The following is a 20,645-nucleotide window of genomic DNA, read 5'->3' as shown; positions in this document are numbered from 1 at the left end:
TTTGCGTTTTAGTGCGTTTTTTCCGAATAATCCACTTTTATCCACTAAGTTATGCACATTATCCACAATTTTCTTGAAAATAATATCCACGGTTTCAAAATCAATTTCAAGCTAGATATATTCCTATTCGAGCTTATTTGTACACAATTCCACTTGGATATGTGGATAACCTTGTCCACATCTTGACAAGCTTATTTGTCTTTCTATAGAGACCACCAAAGTAACAAATAAGAATGGTTTTGTTGACTAATTGTTCTTACTCTTGTGGTTGACAGCCATCGTGCACCGCGCGCTAGGAGTTACGCGAACGATCAGTCTTGCAATCACTCAGTCATCTCTACGTTAGACTGAAGAATTGAGGGATATTTTGAAAGAGCGCTATTACAAGCGGCAACATATGCAAGACCGGCAGCCATCACAATATCTTGATGGATTGCTGTCCCTCGATAGGTCTTATCTTCCCATACCACCGTTACGGCAGCTTCGGCATGCGCCTCTTCACCTGTACTAAGAGAATGTAACTCCAGATCACCAAATACGATCTCTGCATCAATCCCTTGGCTAATCGCTGATATTAGTGCTTCCAGTGGTCCTTTCCCTGCAGCGGTATGAACAGATTCTCGATCTTCATGTAGATGTCTCAGTGTGACAGATGCAATGCGCTCTTCTGCACTTCCCGATTGTACCTGAACTTCTCCAAGTTCAAAGTTCTGAATCCTTTTGCCTGTCGTATGACTGACCATCTTCAGCAGCAAGTCATCGGTGACCACTTTTAAACGATCCGCAGTGTCCTTAAAGGACCCATAAAGGACTTCCATCTCTTCATCCTTCATCTGAACTCCGTATCTAGCTATACGATCTTTCAGAGCATGTCGACCCGAATGTTTACCTAGAATAATCATGTCACGTGGAATACCTAGTGATTCAGGACTCATAATCTCATAAGTACTTCGATCCTTTAAAAGTCCATCCTGATGAATACCAGACTCATGCTGAAATGCGTTACGACCTACAATAGGCTTGTTATAAGCCATCGGAAAATGCATGGAACTACTAACTGCCTTCGATACTCCGTATAACTTCTCCATCGATATACCTGTTGTATAGTTCAGCGAATCTTTCCTTACTTCCAAAGCCATGACCAATTCTTCAAGCGCACAATTTCCTGTTCGCTCTCCAACTCCGTTCACCGTCACTTCAATCTGAGATGCTCCATTCTCAATCGCAGCAAGGCTATTTGCAACTGCAAGGCCCAGATCATTATGGCAGTGAGCGCTATACAGGACACCCGCTCCTCCTCTTGCTCCCTCACGAACTTTCCGGAACATATCTCCATACTCCCTCGGTAAAGCATATCCTACCGTATCTGGTAGATTGATCATGGTTGCTCCTTCTTCAATCACAGCCTCTACGATCTCAATTAGGTCATCTATTCCTGTACGAGCAGCATCCATAGCTGTGAATTCAACATGCTCACTAAATTGTTTGGCGTAAGCGGTCATCTCACGTGCCTTAGCTACGACCTCCTTACGACTCATACGCAATTGGTACTTCAAGTGAATGTCCGATGATGACAAGAAGAGGTGAATTCGACGACTTTCCGCATCCTTTGTAGCTCGAACAGCAGCATCAATATCTCCCTTTACAGCTCTTGCGAACCCGCATATTTCTACTTGCCGAAACTGCCGCGATATAGCCTCTACAGCCGCAAATTCACCTGGACTTGAGATTGGAAATCCTGGTTCCAACACATCTACCCCTAGCTCAACAAGCTTAGCAGCAAGTTGCACTTTCTGCTCGGGCTGTAGGCTTGCACCTGGTGCTTGCTCCCCGTCACGTAGCGTTGTATCAAATATAATAATCTTTGGCGATGTTGGTTGGTTTGTCATTTTATGACCTCCTAAAAGTTTTGTGAGCAATGCTCCTTTGCTGTACTCTTCGTAACAAAACTAGCTTCGGAAGCATGATCCATTTTGAAGAGTTAATTTCTTCTCTGATTAGGTCTTCGTTTCAAAAAAACACCTCAGAAGCATATTCCCGATATCACTACTCCACTATAGTGCGTTCAGAGCGCGCTGCCATGTGTGTTCCATCAACAACAATAGAACATTGGAGATTCACCCTTCACCCTCTCCCGTGGCCGATTACTATCGTATTTACATGGAAAATCTCCCGTTAAATTATCGTAAAAACCACTAATTCTTTGTCTAACTGGAATTTCTCCTGTTAATCTAACCCGTTACCCGTTATTTTCGCTTCAAATTCGGAATTAGATGGATATTTTCCAGTTAGATGGTTTTCTAATAGCATTTAGGTGATATTAACTGGAAAATTTCCTGTTATTCATCTTCAGCTCATCAGGAGCACCACATTTTAGCCTTTAATTCCTCACTCCAATCCTTCATTACCTTCAAACCTCATCCCTCACTCCAATCCTTCCTTCATTCAACCTCAATCCCCTGATCATTCATTCCTTCGTTCAACATCAATCCTTCATTTCCTTCATTTCCTTATTTCCTTCAAACTCATTCCTTCACTCCAACCCTTCCTTCCATCGATCATCATCCTCATCTTCATCCTCACCCTCGTTCCCTCACTCCCTTCACTCCGTCATGGCCCTAGGACGTAACGCCAGCACACACAAAAAGCCTGCCATCTCTTATAAATAAGAGACGACAGGCTTTCACCCTCCGCGGTACCACTCTTGTTGGTGCCTTATCGACATGACTGTCTAAGCACCCCACTTTGTTCTTTATGACCGGCTGTATGACCGTGTGCATAAAGATCTCCCTTTAACGGTGGATCACCGAACTCATGTACACTTCCTAAGTGGTTATTCAAAAAAGTCACCTTATGATCACGAAGTATGCCAAGTGAGTAATTCGGCATCGAATATCGATCTTGCGATAAGATAAGGTTTAAGGTAAGGTTCAAGCTTAGATAATACATCATCTAAAGTTTGTTCTCACATCTGACTTTTTGAACTCGCACTTAGCAAAGTTCCATGAAAATTAACTCCCGGGCGAGATTCAAAGGGGATTGCCACTGTGTCACACCAATTCCACAGCTCTCTGAAAGACATTAGCCTTTTACTACTCCCGATCATGGTCTGTATTGATATCTATTTGTGTATACAAAAAAGCCCGTCATCTCTTAAATCAAGAGACGACAGGCTGTTCACCCATTCGCGGTACCACTCTTGTTGTCCTTCTTACCTATGTAAACATAGGATCATTAGAAGAACCCCTCAAACGCCATCAGCCATAACTCACAATACGCTGGACTGACAGGCTTACCCTCTCACGGAGGTCAACGTAACGGTATACTTCCCCGGTGTGCACTACCAGGACTGCGACGAATGATTACTCGCCGTGTTCCACCATTCCGCTCCCAAGCGAGTTCAGGTCCCCTCGACTGCGTTGCACCATCCCGCAGCTCTCTATAATTATAATATCCCGGGGTTTACCTTACTACTCTTGTTCATCACGTTTGCTTCTATCTGAAATTTAAAATGATTATATCTACCCTAGATAAAATTGTCAATATAGGAATAACGTAAATAATAGTTCATCCCAACACTCATTACCACACCATTTATTCTAAATTATTGTTGCCCCAATCTTCTAAGGAAAGTTGTGGATCTGCCTTCATATCAAGAGATGTGAAGTATTGTTCCTTCCATTTGAGATAGGCTGCAGCTCCAATCATGGCAGCATTATCTGTACAATATTCAAATGGAGGAATGGAGAGATCTATTCCTTCTTTGGCACATTGTTTACTGAGTTCAGCTCGAATCCCACGATTAGCCGCAACGCCTCCACACAGTAGAAGTTGCTTCACATCGTAAGCCTTCACTGCACGAATCGCCTTCGTAACAAGTACATCCACGACGGATTCTTGGAATCCACGAGCAATAGCGGCGGACATAGGCTCGTCTCCACGCATTTTTCGCTGATTAATAACATTTAATACGGCAGACTTCAACCCACTGAAGCTGAAATCATAGGATCCCGGTTCTAGCCATGCCCGTGGCAGATCGATCGTCTCTTCGGACTCCAACGCCATCTTATCTACATGAGGTCCACCAGGATAAGGGAATCCAATGGACCGTGCTACTTTGTCGTACGCTTCCCCTACAGCATCATCCCTTGTACGTCCGATCACTTCGAAATGACCCTCTTGCTTCATATAGACAAGCTCTGTATGACCCCCAGATACAACCAATACCATGCAAGGATATTGAATTTCACCAATTAATCGATTGGCATAAATATGTCCTGCGATATGATGTGTACCAATAAGTGGTTTAGATATAGCGACAGACAGGCTCTTTGCAGCTACTACACCTACCAATAATGCCCCTACAAGTCCTGGACCTTGCGTCACAGCAATGGCAGATAGGTCACTCATTTGGATTCCTGAGGCAGCTACCGCCTCATCTAACATTAAGGTGATACTTTCTACATGTTTACGTGAAGCCACTTCGGGTACAACTCCACCAAAAGCTTTATGCGTCTCAATCTGACTTGCGATCAAGTTGGACATCACTTCATGTCCATCCTTCACGACAGCCACAGCTGTTTCATCACAGCTTGTCTCTATGCTTAAGATATAACAAGGACTCTCTTCATTCTTGTGTTCATTCATCAATCTAACGCTTCCTTCCCTACGGCTGTACTCCTAGTATTGTGGTAAGTCTGCCCACATGATCATAGCATCCTCATTATTATCCGAATAATAGCCTTTACGGATGCCAGCTGATTCAAAACCCTTTTTCTCATACAGACTTCGAGCAACGATATTAGACACACGAACTTCCAATGTCATCCGAATCATTCCTTTAATAGAGGCAATCTTCATTAAATGATCTAAAAGACGGTCACCCAACTTCCGTCCACGAAATGCTTCCAATATCGCAATGTTCGTCACATGTGCTTCATCAACAATCGTCCACATTCCTGCATATCCAATAGGCTTACCTTCGTACTCCATAACCATATAATGTGCAAAAAGATTGTTCGTCAATTCATTTTGGAAGGCTGTCTCTGTCCATGGTAAAGTAAACGCCTCGTGTTCAATGATCATGACATTAGGGATATCTTCTATTTTCATTTTTCGAAACGAGAAATCCTCATGCTCTTCATTATCCATCTGTTCTATTAACATAACTTACTCCCTTCATGACTTGCGAAGGAGATTGGCTTCCGCCTCAGCAAGTTGGGTATAATTCGGAATCAACGAATGCATATCGTCTTGTTCTCCAGCAAGAAACCTCTCCGTTCCTAACACCCCAACGTATCGACCTTCCATATCGTAAGAAACAACATGAAGTGCATCCCCTAGATATATTCTAAGTCGTTCTGCTGTTTCCTTATGAAGATTAACGTCTCCCACGAACCAGACCGATTGAGGTTTCTCATGTTCTGGAGTCTCCTCTATACGAGTCATAATCTGCTCGATCCATTTCTCCATTAAGCGGATAGCATCCTGCTCGATCCGTTCAGGCGCACTTCCATCTGATGAACTAAATAACGCTGTATATACTTGACCACGGCGAGCATCGATCAGAGGAATAATCCATTGAATATGCCCTATCTTCTCCCGATCTTCTTGTGCATTCATAGCATGGCTGAAACCACCATAAGCCAATGAATGTAAGCTAGATATCCCCACCACAGGAACATTCCATGCCCAAGCCAACGTCTTCGCTGCTGTAACGGCAATGCGTGTACCCGTGTAAGAACCTGGACCAACACCAACCGCGATCCCTTGCACATCTGAGTTTAATGTTGATGATGCTCTCAATACTTCTTCCACAATTGAGAGAATACGAATGGAATGGTTTCGCTCACCGAATTCATTGATCTCGTGTAGTACTTTTCCATTGTCCATCATCGCTACGGATAACGAAGTTGTAGATGTATCCAAAGCTAGAACCCTTTGTATGGGTTCTGTCTCTTGAGGTTTGTTCATGATTTAAAGACTCCATTCTTTTTCAGGTTACAACACCATTCCTCATAAGGTTCTCCAGAACCACGGACTGTAATCTTACGTTGTTCAAGCCCGGTAGTCTCTAGATAGACATGCAAATGCGATTCAGGTAGTAGTTCACTTATGATCTGAGACCATTCTACCAGGCAGACTCCCTCGCCATAGAAATACTCATCCAGTCCAAGCTCATCCGCTTCCTCGATCGAAAGGCGATAAACATCCATATGATAAAAAGGTAATCTACCTTCATATTCTTTAATAATCGTAAAGGTTGGACTATTAACAATCCCCTTCACACCTAAATGTTTAGCGAATAGTTGTGAGAAGGCTGTTTTGCCCGCACCTAAATCACCATCCAATCCAATCACAGTACCAGGTACCGTAGCTTCAGCAAGCCAAGCTGCCAACGCCTCAGTATCTTGTAATCCATTGGAGGTAAACATGTATTGTTCTTCATTATGACTCATTTCCAATTCAATCCCACCTTTACGGCCATTTACACCATAACTTGACCTTAATTATATCGGTCAATGCGAACACCCGCAAGAAGCGACAACTTCTATTTCTTAATAAAGAGTTGAGGCTTAGATATGAATAGGAACCTTCTCAAGAAATCAAAGGATTAGAAATTCCATAATATGCACAAAAATGAGGCACACGGCTTTTTCCAAAGAAATACGAATGCACAAAAAATAGCAGTTCAAGGTGGTTATCCTTGAGCTGCTATGTGGCGATTGTTGGTCATCGTAGCTTGGTCTATTATTTCTCTTCTTCAAGAAGCCGATCCACGCTCACTGTATGCGTATTGGTTGGGCGTGAGCCGACCTGAACAGTAGCCATTCCATTTATTTCATCCACATGCTCAATCCAGACAGGCTCTCCTTCTAATTGAACAGCAACGGTATCCTTAGTCTGATAAATATCAATGGCTCTCTTAACATCCATTTATGATTGCTCCTTTTCACTTTCATAATCTAACCCATTACCTTCTAAATCCAGAAACTCTTCTTCTCGATCCATATACAGTTTCTCAGGTGCAATATCACCAATATACCCATTAGCAATCGTCACTTCTCCACCACCAAGACCCTCATTCACCATTCGATCCACGTCCAATAGATAGGCTTCTTCTTCAGCCATGTCCGGCTCAGAACTTGTAACGTTGTACCAATTAACCTCTTCTGCACCAACTTTATCTTGATCTTGATCGTCCATGATGATTCATCTCCCCCTATTTTCTTGTTATAGGTTTTTAACTCTTCTCAATATGCCCTGCGACGTACGTAATCATGCGCGAAATCCCCACTAAAATGAATGAAGATGGGGCATACTATATTTTAAAAAAAGAAGAAAATAGAGGTGACTATTCATGCATACAGTGTGGAAAGGTGCGATCAGTTTCGGATTGGTCCATGTTCCTGTCAAAATGTTCTCGGCAACAGAAGATAAAGATATCTCAATGAGGTATGTACACAAAGTCTGCGGTAGCCCACTTTCCTACGTAAGGAAATGCCCTGTCTGTGAGAAGGAAGTGGAATGGGAGGAAATATCCAAAGGATATGAATATGAGAAAGGGAAGTTCGTGCTGTTTGAAAAAGAAGAAATGGAACAATTAACGGAACAAAATAATAAGAACATTACCATTTTAGACTTTGTTGATTTGACGGAGATCGATCCCATCTATTTTCAAAAAACGTACTACCTCTCTCCAGATCAAGCAGGGTCAAATGCCTATATGCTTCTTATGGAAGCCATGCGTCAGTCAGGCAAGATCGGAATAGCCAAAATTTCTATTCGCTCTAAAAGTAGTCTAGCAGCTATTCGTGTACTTGATGAATGTCTTGCTATTGAGACGATCTTTTATCCCGATGAGATTCGACCCGTATCCCAAGTTCCTAATCTCCCAGAACATATGGAAGTGAACAATAAGGAACTGGATATGGCCAAAATGCTCATTGAACAGCTCTCAACTCCCTTTAGTCCTGATAAATACACAGACGATTATCGGGTATCATTACAACAACTGATTCAGAGCAAGATTGCTGGTGAAGAGTTCAAGATTGCTCCCGCTCGTCAAGAATCCAATGTCATTGATCTCATGGCAGCTCTTCAAGCTAGCATTGAAGCTGTACAACCCATTATTACAGATCCCGGTAAACCGAAGCGAAAAAGAAGTACAAGTACAAAAACGGAAACTAGTGGTATAGATAATGTAACAAAACCCAAGGCTCGTAGCACATCCAAAAAAACCAAAAAAACCATATCTTAAAGGGGTTACTGCAATGGCTACTCGTCAAAAAGGAAGTATTATTGTGGAAGGCCAGCATATCCCTGTAACTAATCCGGACAAACTTCTGTGGCCAGAAATGGGGATCACGAAGGCAATCTATTTACAAAAGCTTGCTATCCTTGCTCCCTATTTACTTCCATACTGCAGAGACCGACTGCTGACGACGATCCGATATCCACATGGCGTGGATGGAGAATTCTTCTATCAAAAGAATGCACCAGAACCCCGTCCACCTTATGTATCTACGGTTTCAGTCGATGATATTTCATATATCGTTCTTCATAGTCTGCCTGAATTACTATGGTTAGGAAATCTAGCCGCATTGGAATTTCATCCATCTCTCCATTATGCACATAGTGAGTTACCCTGCGAATGGATGATTGACTTAGACCCTTCCCTAGAAGTTGAGCCTCGTATCATGGAAGCGACAGCGATTGTGGGTGATGTTCTAACCTCATTAGGAATTCAGTCCATTCCTAAGACGTCGGGTGCAACCGGTGTTCAAATTATCATCCCAATTGAAGAGGGAATTACTTTTGACGACTTACGAATGATTGGACATTTCGTAGGACGTTATGTTGAGGAGCGTCACCCCGAGTTATTCACCTTAGAAAGATTTAAGAAACATAGGGGAGATAAAATATACTTTGACTATTTACAACATTATTCAGGGAAAACGTTGGCCGCGCCCTACACTCCGCGTGCTAGAGCAAAAGCTACCGTATCTACACCTCTATCCTGGGAGGAAGTTCAACACAACGTCTCCCCTACAGATTTCCATCTATTAAATATTGAGGCGAGACTATTGGACAAAGGGGATCTACTCAGAACGATCTCACCTCAACCTCTTCAGCATATACTGCATCATTTAAAGCACAGATAAACCCGGAGTCAGACACCCCGGGTTTATCATATATATACACGTCATATTGATTTTAGATTTAATGGATCGCTTTCTTCTTGAAGCGTCCGCCTTTGACATCATGAATATTACCTATAGCAATGAAAGCTTCTTTATCCCATTCAGCAACTATCGTCTTTAATTTTGCTTCTTCTAGACGAGTAATAACAACAAAGATAACCTTCTTATTCTCACCAGAATAAGATCCTTCACCATCTAGATAAGTTACACCTCGTCCAAGCCGTTGTGTAAGCGCGTCACCAATATCTCTGTATAGATCACTGATGATCCATACTGATTTCGATTGATCCAAACCTTCATTGGTTACATCAATTAATTTGAAAGCAATGTAATAAGCAATAAGAGAATACATAGCATGGTCCCATCCAAACACGAATCCGGCACCACTAAGTATAAAGACGTTAATAAACATAACAACTTCACCAACAGAGAATGGCGATTTCTTACTCAACAGAATAGCGACGATCTCGGTACCATCTGTTGATCCTCCACCACGAATAACAAGTCCTACACCAATCCCAAGAATAACACCACCGAATACCGCTGCAAGAAGGGCATTACTGGTAAGTGGGGCAACTGGATGTAAAAGATAAGTTCCTATAGACATCACAAGAATGGAGAACAATGTCGATAAGGCAAATGTTTTACCAATTTGCTTGTAACCTAGAAACAGAAATGGAAGGTTAAAGAGTGTAAGAAATATGCCCAGTGGTAAATGTGAAAAGTGAACTCCCATGATCGATATCCCTGTTATTCCTCCATCAATGATATCGTTGGGTACTAGGAAAATCTCGAGCGCTACGGAGACAAGACCTGCTCCAATAAGCATAATAACCGCTCGAAGTAACTGCGTTTTCTTCATAACTGGATTTTTGGGTGGGTAATTTGTTTCTTTCTGAATATTTCCTTCAATCGTTTCTATACTCGTACTCACACAACTCCCCCTATTCATAATATCAGCCTTTCGTCCATGGTATATATTATACCATAGACTTTTATCATGAATAAAATTAATGCATATTTTTTTTGTTATAGAGGTTGTTCATAATAATGGAGACAACATACGGCATAAAATCTCCCCCCCTTTTTGCAAACGAGACCTTGCCATAAATTCATTAGGCTGTATTTCTGTTGAATCTTGGAGATCTTTTATGAAATCGTCCTCTATCCGTTGGATGGCATTCTGTTCAAATAACACGGCAGTCAACTCGAAGTTACAAAAGAAGCTACGCATATCCATATTTGCAGTACCAACCGATGCCAGAAGATGATCCACAATCATGATTTTGGCGTGTATGAAACCTTTACGATATTGGTAGAATCGAACTCCAGCCTCTAGCAGTTCTTCTACATAAGACAAGGAAGCCAGATGGACCAACTTTGAATCGGAGTTCCAAGGAATAATGATTCGTACATCTACACCACTAACCGCCGCCGTTTTGAGCCCCTCATAAATGGCTGGATCAGGAATAAAGTAAGGAGAAGTAATCCATATTCTTTCATTAGCAACCGTTATTCCTCCAAAACACATCTCCTGCAACGCATCCCATACTTGATCCGGACCACTACTCAGAATTTGAACTTGCTCCTCTCCCTGACATTCATGTACTGGGAATAACTTAGGATCTGTAATTCGTTCATTAGAAGCTAATTTCCAATCGTTCAGAAATATATTTTGCAGAAAATAAACGGCATCCCCTTCGACTTCCAGATGAGTATCTCTCCAATATCCCATTTTGGGGTATAGACCCAAATAGTCATCTCCTACATTTAATCCCCCTACAAATCCCTTCTTCCCATCCACAATGACGATCTTACGGTGATTACGGTAATTAATGCGACGTTCAAAGGTAGCGATACGCGGAGGAAGAAAGAAAAGAAATTCTACACCCGTCTCTTTCAAGCGATTAATAAAGGGACGTTTCAAGTGATAACTCCCAATTCCATCAAGAACCATCCGAACTTTAACTCCCTCTTTCACCTTTTGAATCATCACCTCCTGAAATTCAGTACCAATCATATCTTCCCTGAAAATATAGAACTCAATATGGATATGATCCTTTGCCAACTCCATCGCATCAAGCATGGCTTGGTAAGCTTCTTTCCCATCGGTTAGAACTCTACTTGTATTACACCCTGTTATGGGACTCTCTGATATATTCGATAGAAGTTGAAACAATCTCTTTTGGTTACGAAATGTGTTATTATGCATCTCTTCTACGTTGTCTACAATGACTGACTCTTTCCATAATAGTCCATGTATTTCCTGAAACAACCGGGAACCTCTTGAACGAACTTGCTTACGCTTACTATATTCCTGGGCTACAAAGTAATACACTACAAATCCAACCAGTGGAAAACAAAATAATATAAACATCCACGCTATAGCTTTGGTTGGATTTCGAAATTCAAGAATTAGGATCGTCGCCATTTGAAAAATAAATACGAATAGTGCAATAAGGAGCCACAACATGCGACTGACCTCCTCTAGAAAAATCATAATCTCACAGATTCTATCTCTCCCAGTAACGTTCATCATTGACCAATGAGATAGGGATTTATTCATTACATACCCTGGCTAAGGACAAATTCAACCAATAATCTCCAAAGAAATTGACATGTTTATAGATTCTCACGAATAAATAGAATATAACCAAGCTATTCACAACTCATCTATAGAAAGGAGTCCCTATGAAAAGTACGAAACCGAAACAACCTTTAACTCTTCTTGTTTTACGTGATGCACAACATTCGGTTAAACAAGTCCATCTCTCCAAACCTTTACTTATTGCCGTACCAACTATTGCTATTCTGTCCCTTTCTGGCTTAATTATCTCCATGCAAGTTCACTCTTCCCAAATCATTTCTAATATGGAACAGGAAATGCACCTCAAAACGATGACAACCCATCAGATGGAAATCACAGTAAGTAACCGTGATGAGGCTATCTCCAGATTGCAGAATGAGATTATCAACCTTTCCTCTGAGGCACAGGACATGAAGGGTAAGATGCAACGTGTGAATGATCTGGAGAAAGAATTACAAAAGTTCATTAATATGAATAAAACCAGTATGATTCCGAAGACGTCAACGAGTGTTTCTTTATCTTCTACTAACAATAACGCCGATCATATAGGTGGTGAGTTTATTGCCATAGACTCGACAGATATTCTTGACCTTACACGTGAGACAAAGGATGACTTTGAGGAGATCCGAGCTTTACTTGATTCCATGGAGAACAATATCCCACAAATGCTTGAAAAAGCCCAAGAAACACAAGATATGTTGGCTGGCATTCCTAATATGTGGCCAACCCCCTCACACGTTGTTTCATCTAGCTTCGGTTATAGAACAGATCCTTTTACCGGAGTTGCGTCCTACCACGCCGGTCTTGATATTTCTGGAGACACAGGGGATCCTGTCTACGCTGCAGGAGCAGGCATCGTGCTAGAAGCTGAGCAACAGGGCGCACGTGGACTTTATATTAAGTTAGAACATCCTGATGGATTACAGACAGTATACATGCATTTAAGCAAGATCAAGGTCGATGTGGGAGACGCAATCTCAAAGGGTCAAACCATTGGGGAAATGGGAAGTACGGGGCGCAGTACGGGATCACATCTTCATTTTCAAGTTGAGAAAAAGAACACCGTCGTAAACCCTCTATCTTATATTAAATAGTTCGGGGAGTTCAGCTCTCCAAAAACTAGGTTTATGCTTTCGAAGTATTTTTGTTACGAAGATTATCTAAGGAGCGTTGCTCCACAAAAATTAAGATTATGCTTTCGACGCTATTTTTTGAAACGATGGTTATTCGGGGAGTTTCGCTCTCCAAAAAATTTTAGGAGGTTATCAAACATGGCAAGATCAAGAAACTCAAATAGAAAGGCAAACGCAGCAACAGATACATTAATTGGACAAGGTTCTGAGGTTACTGGAAAGTTAAACTGTGAAGCCAACTTACGAATTGAAGGTACCTTTAATGGTGAGATTGAGAGCCAAGGGGATGTAACGGTGGGGGAATATGCGGTAGCTCGCTCTACTATTCAAGCAAGAGAAGTAATCATCGCCGGTAAGGTATATGGAGACATCGCCGCAACGGGTAAACTTACAATTACAGCAACTGGACAAATGTATGGGGATGTAACCGCCTCTTCTCTTATCATTATGGAAGGTGGTGCCTTGAGTGGTACTAGTACGATGAACCTTGCTGATTCTGTGACTGAGAAGTCGAAGGAAATGAATCCACGTTTCTTACAAACTGAAGTAAGCTAGCATTTATCTGACCATTGCCATCTTCTCAATTATGCTACGTAACCCTGTCATGTTATGTATTCACCACACAATAAAGCCCTGTAGAATAGACTCAATCCTATTCCTCAGGGCTTTGTGAGTTAGCGATCGCTGACCTTATGTTGATACATCACGTTTCTTGAATACCACCCAAGAAATGAGTAAGAAACAAATATAGTAAATGGCCAGTACCATTACCGAGAAGAGTAACGTTGATCCTGCTGGCCCAACTGGATTATCAAGATATCCCTTTAAATCCATATGTGTGAATATAACATACTTCATCCACTCATATTTCTCTGGATTAAGAAGAGCTAAGAAGATATCCTTCGTGAACAAAATAAACAATGCTACCACCATAGCGAACGTACTCGAACGAAATAAGGTGGAAATCATAAATGCGATCGTAGTGATTAATAGTAGCTCAACATATCGTGATCCTAGCGTCATTAATGTATATGACATATCACTCCATGAACTACTGATCATTCCTGCATTACCCTCATAATTAAACCAAATGTTAGAGAAGATGTATGCGAAGATGAACAACACTAAGCTACTTATCATCCCAAATAGGATGACGGAGATGTACTTTGATAATAAAATTTTGGATCGACTCCACGGTCTGATCAGAAGCAGTTTAATGGTTCCCCATGAGAACTCACTAGCTACAGAATCACCTGCAATAACGACTGCGAATATAATGTTCAGAAAAAACGTAATCGTCATGGATAACATCGTAACTTCCCATACATTAGGGTTATCTTCTCCTCCAGCCATGTAGAATACAAACGGCAGAAGTATGCTAAATATAGCTAATAGACATAACATGATCCATGTACGCACGCGACGATATATTTTCATATTCTCATTTAATACTAATTTATAGAAGCTAGACAATTTGTTCACTTCCCGTCATTTCCAAGAATTGATCTTCGAGCGTTCGAGTTACTTCGCGAATGCCATATACTTTGAGTCCTGCCTGAACAAGGCGAGCGTTAATATCAGCTATTTCTTCACGTGAGACCTGCATAATAAGCATATTATTCTCCACTCTGTCGACTCCCAATATAGCTGCAGCTTGCTGTGGTTGATCCACATCAAATGCTATTTCCGCAGCGGATACAGCCACCCCATCATCATTCTTCAATTGACGGACATCAATTAGGCGACCATTCTGAATAATAGCCACTCGATCACACATCAGTTCCATCTCAGAAAGTAAATGGCTCGATACGAATACCGTTGTTCCCTCAACTCTGCACAGATGACGTAAATAGTCCCGTAATTCTCGGATACCTTGCGGGTCCAATCCGTTAGTAGGTTCATCCAAAATAAGTAATTTCGGATTATGTAGAATAGCTTGAGCTACACCTAACCTTTGTCTCATGCCAAGAGAATACGTTTTGACCTTATCATGAATTCGATTATCTAGTCCCACAAGAGCAATAACCTCTTGTATGCGTTGCTTCGTAATCATAGGCATCATCCGAGCAAAATGCCATAAATTCTGATACCCGCTCAGATATTTATACATCTCTGGGTTTTCCACAATAGCCCCTACGTTCGCTATCGCCTCTTCGAATTCATTCTTAATACTTTTCCCACATATACGAATATCACCCTGGCTAATAGATATTAAACCTACCATCATGCGAATGGTTGTGGTTTTCCCTGCCCCATTGGGACCGAGAAATCCAAACACTTGACCAGGTGTAATTTCTAAGCTGAGGTTATCAATAATTGCCTTGGATGAGATAATCTTAGAGACACCCTCCAATTGAACTACGGGTTCCTGCTGCATCTAAATTCACTCCTTAGGATAAACAAACACGAAACGACACCGATCGAATCTTCCTCTAGTCTAACAAATATTTAGAAATTTTTCTCAACATTATTATTATTTGTACATAACGTATATTGATTTACAGCGCATTCCTCACAACACCCCATCTTTATATCATACCGATAGAATCCCGTCTTAAAAATGGGACTCTTAATATTTCCTTCTACAATACGTTCACAATACACACAGTAAAACTGAAACTGTTTAACCATACTAACTACCTACCCCTCACAGATATCACTCTTATTCGACATATTGTGTCATTCAAAATACAAAAAGATACATTTTGTATCAATAACTGTAATGTACTCGACATTTATTGTATTGTCAAGTAATTCCTAATGAGTAATTTATTTGGAAATTTTTTTCCATTGTTTCAGACTACTCTCGTCTAGTTCTTGAAAATTTGAAATAATAAATCTACGTCCTTCAATATCACTTAGAAGCCAACTAACTTGACTCAAAGGATGTACACTTTCATGCATTTCATTCATTCGAAAGGTCATTCTACCATAGCTCGTATCCACGACCCATACCCATTCACTTTCTGGTCGTACTATAGATATAATTCTATGAATTGTTGGTACCATATAATACTGCTTGAGTTCCTTCTCTGCTTCTCTTCTACTATTATCTTCCAGCATTGAAAGATCCGTAATCATCGTAATTTCTTCATCCGTTTGTGATCGAACTGAAATGTACTGATCCGGCATTGTTAACGGGAATGTTCGAATTAATTTCACACCTGCATATTTACTACCAGACTCATCCATTTCAAGTACCCCATCAAAATTTCTTGATAGTTGTATCATATGTATTCCTCCACTTTCTGTACTCCTTCATTCATTTACTTTCTGATAATTACCCAATCCGAGACAGATTCAAAACTACTTATCAAAAAATGACCTCGCCGTCAGGAAATCATGAATTATGGGTACACTGTTTTTGTAATTTGGACAACGTTCGACGGAGTTCGGACCGATTATGATGAAGCGAGGGAAAATAGCTGGGATTGAGGGAACACAAAAATAGGCTAGTTCTCACTAGCCATTACACCATCACCTAAAGAAAAGAAATCATTATTCTTTCTCATTCATTGTCTGCCTTCTTCAGATGCTCTTCTATCTCATTGTGAACTCGATCTTTCTCGACACGATCTACTTGGTAATAATAAATCCCGTTTATCATCTTGCCTTGACCAACTAGCTCTAGTGTGTCAATTCTATTCAGATCTGAACGATAATCTGTTACAAATTTCTTCATTTCATCAAAACTAATATCTGTTTTCACATTATTTCCCACTTCATCAAGCATCGATTGAACACGTACAATATTACTAACCTGCAACATATTCTTTAACGTCTGCGTAAGCACCTCTCGTTGTCTAGCATTGCGTCCGAAGTCTCCTCGCGGATCATCATACCGCATACGTGAGTATGCAAGTGCTTCAGCTCCGTTTAATTTCAGAATACCTTCTTTGAAATCATGACTATCATATTGAAAGGAAAATTGATTATTAACCTCTACGCCACCCAGCAAATCGATAATTTGGCTGAAACCCTCCATATTTACTTTTATATAATAATTCATCGGAACTTGGAGGAAATTCTCAACCGTCTGTATTGCCATATTCACACCACCAAAAGCATAAGCATGATTGATCTTATCTGTTGTACCATGTCCTATAATTTCAGTTCGTGTATCTCTTGGAATATTGAACATTAGAATGGATTCCTTAGATGGGTTCACACTTAATACAATCATAGTATCCGATCGACCCACGTCATTCTCACGTTGATCGACCCCCATAACTAGTACAGTATAAGGCTCTCGTTCATTCATACTCACAGGCAAGCCACCTTGAGGGGACTTATCTGTCGTTACAGGTTTAACCGGTTCCCTAGGTTCATAGATGGCATTCGCTGTCGATTTCACAGATTGATACAAGTAGATTCCGTAACCAACGGCAATGAGGATAATCAAAGATAGAACTAGCAAAGTTATTTTAATCCAACGTTTCATAGGTGTTACCCCTTTTTGTACTTCTATTCAATTAACCTCAATACATCACTGAAGAACAGGTACCGCATATTTATCGTCATCAATTGTATTCAAGTTAGGTCTGCCTACCGAATAATAAACAAAGGGAGAGTTCTTAATTTCCTGTGATCCGTATACATTCCGTCCATCAATCATGACTGGCTGTTTCATGATTGATGCAAGGTTTACTAACTCGATTTCAGCAAATTCTGACCACTCTGTTAGAATACAAATCGCATCACAGTCCATTGCAGCCTCCATAGCACCTTTCGACCATTCGATCTCAGGAGCATCCATCACAAGTCTGAAATTGTCCATCGCAATTGGATCGTAAGCCTGCACAGTTGCTCCTTTCTTGACCAACGTATTGATGATATCTATCGCAGGTGCATCACGTACATCATCCGTATTTGGTTTAAAGGCTAGACCCCACACCCCGATTCTTCGACCCTTCAGACTCCCTAATGCATCTTCTAACTTATGGATGACATTGAAACGCTGATCCTTATTCACTTCGACTACCGACTTCAATAGTTTAAACTCGTAATCTACGTTGCCTGCAATTTGAATAAGTGCTTCGGTATCCTTAGGAAAACAAGAACCTCCATATCCAATTCCAGCTTGTAGAAAGGAATGTCCAATACGTTTGTCATATCCCATTCCTTCCGCTACCTTTGTTACATCCGCTCCAACCTTTTCACAAATATTTGCAATTTCATTAATAAAAGAAATCTTGGTAGCTAGAAAGGCATTTGACGCGTATTTTATCATCTCACTAGAGCGAATATCTGTAATAATGATATGATCTGTTAAGGGCTTATGTAGTGCTTGCAATGCTTCTATAACTCTTTCGTTATCAATTCCAATGACAACACGATCAGGGTATAACGTATCCTTAACTGCCGTTCCTTCCCGTAGGAATTCAGGTATAGATACGATATCAAACGGCTGATCCGTTAATTCCCCAATCCATTCCTTCACTTTATAGTTCGTTCCAACAGGAACTGTACTTTTTGTAACCACGATTTTATAGTCATTCATGACGCTACCTATTTCTTTAGCAACTTGCTCAATATAACTCAGATTCGCCTCACCATTTGGCATCGAGGGCGTACCCACAGCGATAATAATCATTTCAGAATCCCTTACCGCTTCTCCGATATCTGTTGTGAAAGATAAATTCCCACGTGCAGTATTGTTGATTACTAACTCCTGAAGTCCAGGTTCATATATTGGAATCTCTCCGTTTCGGAGCATATCTACTTTACTTGGATCATTATCAACACAGATCACTTGATTTCCTATTTCTGCGAAACAAACACCTGATACTAAACCTACATATCCAGTACCTATCACTGCTATTTTCAACGAAAACACTCCTCTTCTATATGCAATTCGCCATACCCTCAGACTCCTGCAATATGACTTATATCTAATTTCGTTCCTTAAAATGCATCTTTAGCTCCAAATAACATTTTTACGGTTTTGAAAATAATCTTAAGATCATACGATATGCTTCTACGATCGATATATCGAATATCCAATTCAACCATTTCCTTAAATCCAACACTATTTCTTCCACTTACCTGCCATAGACCAGTACAACCTGGTGTTACACGAAGCCTTTGTTTATCATATGAGGAATACTCTACGACCTCTCTCAACAGGGGCGGCCTTGGACCGACCATACTCATATCTCCACGAAGAACATTCCACAGTTGAGGTAATTCATCCACGCTTGTTTTTCGAATGAATTTGCCGATTCTTGTAATCCTAGGATCATTCTTCATCTTAAACATCGCACCACTTACTTCATTCTGATCGAGTAATTCATCTAATAAATCTTCAGCATTAGAGACCATCGATCTGAATTTAAACATTTTAAATCTCTTTTCATTTTTACCAACACGAATTTGATGAAAAAACACCGGACCTTTCGGGTCCTCTATTTTAATAATTAGGGCTAAAATTGCAAAAAAAGGAGACAAAAGGAGTAGACCCAATGAAGCTCCCAGGATATCCATCATTCTTTTCATGAATAGATACGGATTACCCGACCGTGCACGATTAGGTACTACATGAGGATATGGCAAGTGTTTCTCAAGAAACAGTTCACCTTCGTTCCTTTGAGACGTTGGTATCATTTATACTCCCCTCCACCGATTATTAATTGGTTGGCTTGTTTCTCCATTAACTCTTCAAGTGCAGCAAGCATAGGAAGTCTTAACTCGTTATTCTTTAGGGCGAAATCCAGAGTCGTTAAAATAAACCCCAATCTCTCTCCAACATCATATCGGAGACCCTCGAAGTCATAAGCATATACCCCTTGATATTCATTTAGCATTTGAATAGCATCGGTTAACTGAACTTCTCCCCCAGCACCAATTCGATGTTCCTCTAAATACTGAAATATATCTGGTGTCAAAATATATCTCCCCATAATTGCAAGATTAGAAGGAGCATGACCTTGCGCTGGTTTCTCAACGAATTGATGAACCGAGCTTAGTCTACCTTCCGCCTTCAATGGGTCTATAATTCCATACCGATCCGTCTGATGAGGCAAGACCGTTTGCACGCCAACGATGGATCTTCCCGTAATTTCATATTGCTCTATCAATTGCTTCGTACAAGGCACTTCCGACACAACAATATCATCACCTAATAATATAGCGAACGGTTCATTGCCTATGAAATTCCTGGCACACCATACGGCATGACCTAATCCCTTGGGTTCCTTCTGTCTTATATAATGAATATCAACATTAGAAGACTTTCTTACTTCTTCTAACAATTCCAACTTCCCTTGTTCAATAAGCGTTTGTTCAAGTTCAAAGGCATTGTCGAAATGATCTTCAATTGCTCTTTTCCCTTTGCCTGTTACTATAATGATGTCTTCAATCCCAGAAGCAATGGCCTCTTCTACAATGTACTGAATCGTTGGCTTGTCGACGATCGGTAACATTTCCTTCGGCATTGCCTTAGTAGCCGGTAAGAATCGGGTGCCTAGTCCTGCTGCAGGGATAATTGCCTTCCTTACTTTTTTCATCACTTACCACCCTATCCTTATCTCTATTTTATTGTGTAGCCAAACTTCCACGATTCGACTACCATCATTCGATAATCTAGTAGGTCTCCTATTACATGATCAAGATATGAATATCTAATGAAATGAAATGTAATTTATATTTCTTCCATAAATGACCTCACGATTTTTTTGACTTTTTCAATAAAAGTCACAGTAAGGCTTTTTTCTTTGAATTTAA

21 protein-coding genes are annotated in these 20,645 nt (G+C 40.7%); 4 read left to right on the top strand and 17 right to left on the bottom strand.

Annotated elements, in window-relative coordinates; genetic code table 11:
* Window positions 1-323: 323 nt before the first annotated feature.
* From AC1D69_RS03865 to AC1D69_RS03830, 8 genes are all read right to left on the bottom strand, one after another.
* Window positions 324-1,889 (bottom strand): 2-isopropylmalate synthase, encoded by a 1,566-nt coding sequence (locus AC1D69_RS03865; RefSeq protein WP_495454846.1) that lies wholly within the window; start codon window positions 1,887-1,889, stop codon window positions 324-326.
* A gap of 826 nt (window positions 1,890-2,715) precedes the next feature.
* Window positions 2,716-2,934 carry a hypothetical protein gene (locus tag AC1D69_RS03860; RefSeq protein WP_495454845.1) on the bottom strand — a complete coding sequence of 73 codons (219 nt, stop codon included), beginning with the start codon at window positions 2,932-2,934 and terminating at the stop codon, window positions 2,716-2,718.
* A 660-nt stretch (window positions 2,935-3,594) separates the two neighbouring features.
* Window positions 3,595-4,647, bottom strand: coding sequence for a tRNA (adenosine(37)-N6)-threonylcarbamoyltransferase complex transferase subunit TsaD (gene tsaD / locus AC1D69_RS03855; protein WP_495454844.1), 1,053 nt, complete (start codon window positions 4,645-4,647; stop codon window positions 3,595-3,597).
* A 33-nt stretch (window positions 4,648-4,680) separates the two neighbouring features.
* Window positions 4,681-5,166, bottom strand: coding sequence for a ribosomal protein S18-alanine N-acetyltransferase (gene rimI, locus AC1D69_RS03850; RefSeq protein WP_495454843.1), 486 nt, complete (start codon window positions 5,164-5,166; stop codon window positions 4,681-4,683).
* Window positions 5,167-5,178: 12 nt separating this feature from the next.
* Complete coding sequence (gene tsaB, locus AC1D69_RS03845; protein WP_495454842.1) at window positions 5,179-5,973, bottom strand: tRNA (adenosine(37)-N6)-threonylcarbamoyltransferase complex dimerization subunit type 1 TsaB; 795 nt, start codon at window positions 5,971-5,973, stop codon at window positions 5,179-5,181.
* A complete protein-coding gene (tsaE, locus tag AC1D69_RS03840) occupies window positions 5,970-6,458 on the bottom strand; it encodes a tRNA (adenosine(37)-N6)-threonylcarbamoyltransferase complex ATPase subunit type 1 TsaE (protein WP_495455282.1) in 489 nt (162 codons plus the stop codon). The genes tsaB and tsaE overlap by 4 nt, the downstream gene beginning before the upstream one ends.
* A gap of 292 nt (window positions 6,459-6,750) precedes the next feature.
* On the bottom strand, window positions 6,751-6,936 hold the full coding sequence (locus AC1D69_RS03835) for an H-type small acid-soluble spore protein (protein WP_495454841.1): 186 nt from the start codon (window positions 6,934-6,936) through the stop codon (window positions 6,751-6,753).
* A complete protein-coding gene (locus AC1D69_RS03830; protein ID WP_495454840.1) occupies window positions 6,937-7,206 on the bottom strand; it encodes a hypothetical protein in 270 nt (89 codons plus the stop codon).
* A gap of 154 nt (window positions 7,207-7,360) precedes the next feature.
* Here AC1D69_RS03830 and ku point away from each other — a divergent pair, with 154 nt between their 5' ends.
* Complete coding sequence (gene ku / locus AC1D69_RS03825) at window positions 7,361-8,260, top strand: non-homologous end joining protein Ku (RefSeq protein ID WP_495454839.1); 900 nt, start codon at window positions 7,361-7,363, stop codon at window positions 8,258-8,260.
* Between the two features lie 13 nt (window positions 8,261-8,273).
* Window positions 8,274-9,164, top strand: a complete 891-nt coding sequence (gene ligD, locus AC1D69_RS03820; RefSeq protein ID WP_495454838.1) for a non-homologous end-joining DNA ligase — start codon at window positions 8,274-8,276, stop codon at window positions 9,162-9,164.
* 58 nt (window positions 9,165-9,222) lie between these two features.
* On the opposite strand, the gene AC1D69_RS03815 is transcribed toward ligD, so the two are convergent.
* Both AC1D69_RS03815 and cls read right to left on the bottom strand, forming a co-directional pair.
* Window positions 9,223-10,065, bottom strand: coding sequence for a YitT family protein (locus AC1D69_RS03815; RefSeq protein WP_495455281.1), 843 nt, complete (start codon window positions 10,063-10,065; stop codon window positions 9,223-9,225).
* Between the two features lie 180 nt (window positions 10,066-10,245).
* The gene (gene cls, locus AC1D69_RS03810) at window positions 10,246-11,676 is read right to left on the bottom strand and encodes a cardiolipin synthase (RefSeq protein WP_495454837.1); all 1,431 of its coding nucleotides are present in this window, start codon (window positions 11,674-11,676) and stop codon (window positions 10,246-10,248) included.
* 218 nt (window positions 11,677-11,894) lie between these two features.
* Between cls and AC1D69_RS03805 the strand changes: the two genes are divergently transcribed.
* Window positions 11,895-12,884 (top strand): M23 family metallopeptidase, encoded by a 990-nt coding sequence (locus tag AC1D69_RS03805; RefSeq protein WP_495454836.1) that lies wholly within the window; start codon window positions 11,895-11,897, stop codon window positions 12,882-12,884.
* A 177-nt stretch (window positions 12,885-13,061) separates the two neighbouring features.
* The gene (locus AC1D69_RS03800) at window positions 13,062-13,478 is read left to right on the top strand and encodes a bactofilin family protein (protein ID WP_495454835.1); all 417 of its coding nucleotides are present in this window, start codon (window positions 13,062-13,064) and stop codon (window positions 13,476-13,478) included.
* A 135-nt stretch (window positions 13,479-13,613) separates the two neighbouring features.
* Here AC1D69_RS03800 and AC1D69_RS03795 read toward each other — a convergent pair whose 3' ends face one another.
* From AC1D69_RS03795 to galU, 7 genes are all read right to left on the bottom strand, one after another.
* Window positions 13,614-14,405, bottom strand: coding sequence for an ABC transporter permease (locus tag AC1D69_RS03795; protein ID WP_495454834.1), 792 nt, complete (start codon window positions 14,403-14,405; stop codon window positions 13,614-13,616).
* A complete protein-coding gene (locus AC1D69_RS03790; RefSeq protein WP_495454833.1) occupies window positions 14,389-15,300 on the bottom strand; it encodes an ABC transporter ATP-binding protein in 912 nt (303 codons plus the stop codon). Before AC1D69_RS03790 ends, AC1D69_RS03795 begins: the two co-directional genes overlap by 17 nt.
* Window positions 15,301-15,692: 392 nt before the next feature.
* Window positions 15,693-16,154, bottom strand: a complete 462-nt coding sequence (locus AC1D69_RS03785) for a DUF1854 domain-containing protein (protein ID WP_495454832.1) — start codon at window positions 16,152-16,154, stop codon at window positions 15,693-15,695.
* A 277-nt stretch (window positions 16,155-16,431) separates the two neighbouring features.
* Window positions 16,432-17,364: an LCP family glycopolymer transferase gene (locus tag AC1D69_RS03780; protein WP_495454831.1), complete on the bottom strand. Its 933-nt coding sequence runs from the start codon at window positions 17,362-17,364 to the stop codon at window positions 16,432-16,434.
* A 45-nt stretch (window positions 17,365-17,409) separates the two neighbouring features.
* The gene (locus tag AC1D69_RS03775; protein ID WP_495454830.1) at window positions 17,410-18,750 is read right to left on the bottom strand and encodes a UDP-glucose dehydrogenase family protein; all 1,341 of its coding nucleotides are present in this window, start codon (window positions 18,748-18,750) and stop codon (window positions 17,410-17,412) included.
* Window positions 18,751-18,827: 77 nt separating this feature from the next.
* Window positions 18,828-19,526 carry a sugar transferase gene (locus AC1D69_RS03770; protein WP_495454829.1) on the bottom strand — a complete coding sequence of 233 codons (699 nt, stop codon included), beginning with the start codon at window positions 19,524-19,526 and terminating at the stop codon, window positions 18,828-18,830.
* On the bottom strand, window positions 19,523-20,428 hold the full coding sequence (gene galU, locus AC1D69_RS03765) for a UTP--glucose-1-phosphate uridylyltransferase GalU (protein ID WP_495454828.1): 906 nt from the start codon (window positions 20,426-20,428) through the stop codon (window positions 19,523-19,525). Before galU ends, AC1D69_RS03770 begins: the two co-directional genes overlap by 4 nt.
* Window positions 20,429-20,645: the final 217 nt, after the last annotated feature.

This window comes from Paenibacillus sp. Y301, from assembly GCF_059445505.1.
This window is presented reverse-complemented; position numbering and strand designations above follow the sequence as displayed.